General features: G+C 74.9%; 2 protein-coding genes. Both read left to right on the forward strand.

Annotated features, from left to right (window positions below; translation table 11 throughout):
- Positions 1-156: 156 nt before the first annotated feature.
- Positions 157-2,751, forward strand: a complete 2,595-nt coding sequence (locus ACFQ7F_RS45485) for a LuxR C-terminal-related transcriptional regulator (RefSeq protein WP_383285569.1) — start codon at positions 157-159, stop codon at positions 2,749-2,751.
- A gap of 76 nt (positions 2,752-2,827) precedes the next feature.
- A complete protein-coding gene (locus tag ACFQ7F_RS45490) occupies positions 2,828-4,099 on the forward strand; it encodes a PucR family transcriptional regulator (RefSeq protein ID WP_383285566.1) in 1,272 nt (423 codons plus the stop codon).
- The last annotated feature ends 59 nt before the right edge of the window (positions 4,100-4,158 follow it).

Consider the following 4,158-nt stretch of genomic DNA (forward strand, 5'->3'; position numbering starts at 1 on the left):
GGTAATCGGCGGCGGACGAAAGCGCGTTCTGCGCCAACCCCCGACTGTGCCCGCGCACACCGCGATGCGGCGGCCATTGGTGGCGTGCCCAGCCCTGCGGACGCGGGACTTCCGGGCTGTGTTACGTGGAAGTAACGTGCGGGCGTGACCCTTTCGATGACCGTACCCGGCGCGCTCAGGCCCCCCGAGCTCCACGGCCACCGCGAGGTGATCGCCGCCGTGGAATCCCTGGTGGGGAGCTTGCGTGCCGGTCGCGGCGGCGTACTCGTCCTCACCGGGCAGCCCGGCCTCGGCCGCACCGCACTCGTGGAGTACGCGCGGGCGATCTGCGCGCCGGTCCCGTCGGTTCAGGCAGTCGCTCCGGCGGCGCTGCCGCAGGAGGGCCCGCTGCTGGTCTGCGTCGACGACGTGCACACCTGGCACCCCGTGGCCCTGGCCGCACTCTTGGCGGACCTCCGCCGTCTGTCCGCCGAAAGCCCTGTGGCCGTACTGCTCACCCTCGCCGAACACCGTTGCCCAGTCGGCGAGTTGAGTGGTCTGACCACCCTGCGCCTGGGACCGCTCGACGACGGCGCCGCTGCCGCCCTGCTCGACGGTCTCACCCGAGGCACCGCCGATCCCGTCGTCGGAGCCTGGCTGATCCGCGAGGCCGCGGGGAACCCGCGCCTGCTCACCGCGCTCGTCGAGGCACTCGCCCCCGACCAACTGGCCGGACGCACCCCGCTGCCCGACCCCCTGCCCGGCGGCGAAGACCTCTTCGACGACTACGCCGCCCACATCGACGAGCTGCCGGACGACGCCCGCTTCCTGCTGCTGCTCGCAGCGGCTGCCGGGGAGCACGAGCCCGACGGCGCGGGCGCGGACCTCGCCCTGCTGCTGCGGGCCGGCGGCGACCCCACGGGACTCGCGCACGCCGAAGCGGCCGGTGCGGTCGTCGGAGCGGGCGGGCGCATCCACTTCACCCATCCGCTGCTGCGCCGCGCGGTGCTGCGCCGTACCCCGCTCGACCGCCGCAGAGCCGCCCACGCCCGCCTCGCCGCGGCCTGCCGGGACCACCTTGCCCGCCTGGTCCAACTCGCCTGCGCGGCAGGGGATCACGACGCGCGGCTCGCCGGCGCGCTCGCCGATGCGGCGACCGCACCCCGCCCGTACGCCGAGCGTTCCGCCGCCCTGGCCCGAGCCGCTGCGCTCACCGCCGACCTGCCACTGCGCACCGACCGTCTCGCCGACGCGGCCGAAGCATCCCGCCTTGCGGGGGACCCCGTACGGGCCCGTGCCCTCCTGGCCCGCACCGCGGCCGTCCCCGCCCACGGCGGCGTCCACCGGGTGCGCGGCCTGCTCGCCCTCGCCGACGGTCCGGCCGCCGATGCCAGGGAGGCCCTGCTCACCGCCGCCGTGCTGCTCCCGCCCGCACCTGCCCGCCACGCGTTGATCGGCGCCGCGGAGGCGGCCTGGGCGATGGGTGACGTTGCGGCCTACCAAGAGGCGATGGCGCGATTACCCGTCTGCGCCGACGACCCGTCCCTCGAGGTGTACCGCGCCGGGATGTGTGCGGTTCTCGCAGGCCGCACCGCCGAGGGGCACGCCCTGCTGCGCCGCTGCGTGGACGGCGTACCCACGACGGTGGAGCCTGCCGGGCTGTTGCGGGCCGGATCCGCGGCTCTGGTCGTCGGCGAGGTCGAGAGCGCCTGCGCGGCGGGCGCCCGAGCGCTCGCTGCCGTACGTGCCTATGGCCCCGACGTCCTGCTGCCGCGCGCCCTGGAACATCTGGCCTACGGAGAACTGCGCGCGGGACGCCACACCAGGGCCAGGGCGCACGCCCTCGATGGGCTCGGGGCCGCGCACCGCATCGGGCAGCCCAATGTCGCGGTCTCCCTGCATGCCGTACTCGCCCTCGCCGCATCCGTGGAGGGTGACGCGGATGCCTGCTCGGCGCACGCGGCAGCCGCGGCGGCGGGCGCGGGACCGCACGGGCTCACCCAGGCCGCCACGCTCGCCGTCTGGGCCGTCGCCCGAGCGGATCTCGCCGCCGGACGTCCGGCGGACGCGGCCGCCCGGCTCGCTCCGCTGGTCGCCCCGGGGCCGCGGCGCGGGCACTTCGCCGTCCGGATGCTGGCCGTCCCCTGCTTCGTGGAAGCGGCCGTCCAGGCCGGACGCACGGCGGAGGCCCAGAGCGTCACAGCGGAGTTCACCCGCTGGACCGCCGCCACCGCGGACCGGCTCGCCCCCGCCCAACTGGCCCGCTGCCGCGCCCTCCTCGCCCCACCGCAGCAGACGGCCGCCGCGTACGAGAACGCCCTCGCGCACCACGACCGCTCGCCCGGCGAGTTCGAACGCGCCCGTACGCAGCTCCTTTACGGCCAGTGGCTGCGCCGCAGGCGCCGTACCCGCGATGCACGCGGTCCGCTGCGGGACGCCCTCGTCGGCTTCGAGCGGTGCGGGGCGCGCGCCTGGGCGGACCGCAGCCGCGGTGAACTCCGCGCCGCGGGCGAGGCGGTGGCGGGGGACTCGGGACCCGGGCCGCTCGCGGCACTGACCCCGCAGCAGCAACGTATCGCCCGTCATGTGGCGGAGGGAGCCACCAACCGTGAGGTGGCGGTGCGCCTTTCGGTGAGCCACCGCACCGTCGACCACCACCTGCGCAACGTGTTCGCCGCGCTGGGCATACGCTCCCGCGTCGAGCTGTCGCGACTGCTCGCCGGTGACGGCGGGTTGCCGGACCGTGATGTGGAGATTGCCGCACACCTCTAGGTACCGACTGGGCGGTATGCCATTCTTCGGGCGTCAGGAAGATCCTGCTGTGCGCACATGCCCCCGGGGAGGCCCCATGCCACACGTCCTGCGGTCACGGGTGGGGCCCCTGCACGAAGTGCCCGCCATCACGCCCCTCGCGCCGGGCTCGCGCTCCCTCCTCGACGCCGAGGCCGTCGTCGTGCTGCACCGGGCGACCCGTGTTTTGCTGAGAGACCTGGCCTCGATGACCGACCGGCTCGTCGCGACACTGCGCGAGCAGGAGCCCGCCTACCGGGCGGACATCGAGGCCCGCCCCACCGAGGTGTGGCAGGAGGTGCACCGCTCACTGCGGTACAGCGTCACCTCGCTCCTCCAGCCGGGGGAGACCAGGGAGGCCGCCCACCGCACGTCCATCCAGATCGCCGGAGCGCGCGCCGAACGGGGCCTGCCGCTCGACGCGTTGCTGCACGCCTTCCGGCTCGGCGGGGCGATGGTCTGGCAAGGCCTTGTAGAAGAGGTCTCGCGCGGCAACCCCGAGGACATGGGGCTGCTCATCCATGTCGCCACGGATGTATGGAACTTCGTCGACGAGCACTGCGGCGTGGTCGCCGACGCCTACCGCCGCACCGAGCGCCGTATGGCCTGGCAGCACGAGAACCGGCTGCGGCTGCTGACCGAGAGTCTCCTCGACGGAAGCGCCCGCCTGACCGACCTGCCCACCGCCGCCGACGTCCTCGGCCTGCCCGAGGACGGGTGGTACGCCGTGATCGCCCTGGCGGAGGACGACAGCCACGGCAACCACCTCACGCTGCCGACGGGGACGCGGACGCTGCGCCACTGCGGCCCCGGGGTCCAGTACGCCCTGGTGCTGCTCGGCGACGCCGATGGCGGCCCTGCGGCCGAACTGTCCGCGCTCGGCGCCACTCTCGCCCTGCCCGCAGGGGCTCGCGCCGGTATCGGCTCACCCGTGGAGGGCCTTGCCGCAGTCCCGCACGCCCGCCGGCTCGCCGACACGGCGCTGCGCGCCTGCCCCCGCAGCGGCGGCACCGTCGTTTTGGACGAACGTCTGCCCGACGCCCTCGTCGTCTCGTCGCCCGAACTCGCGGAGGCGCTCGCCGAGCGGGTCCTCGGTCCGCTGCGCTCCCTGGACCCCGCCGACCGTGACCTCCTCCTGGACACGCTCGCCGTCTGGCTGGAGACCGACGGCTCCGCGCAGCGCGCCGGCGCCCGCCTCTACTGTCACCGCAACACTGTCCTCAACCGGCTGCGGCGCGTGGAGCAGTTGACCGGCCGCAGTCTCACCCGTGTCGGCGACGTCGTGGAGATCTCGCTGGCCCTCGGCGCCCGGAGGCTGCTCGGCGGGTGATGGGTGATGGGTGACGTACGACGGAGGCGGGGGCGGTCCGATGCCGATCGGCATCGGAC

The organism is Streptomyces sp. NPDC056486 (assembly GCF_042795295.1).
In the GTDB taxonomy this organism is placed as follows: Bacteria; Actinomycetota; Actinomycetes; order Streptomycetales; family Streptomycetaceae; genus Streptomyces.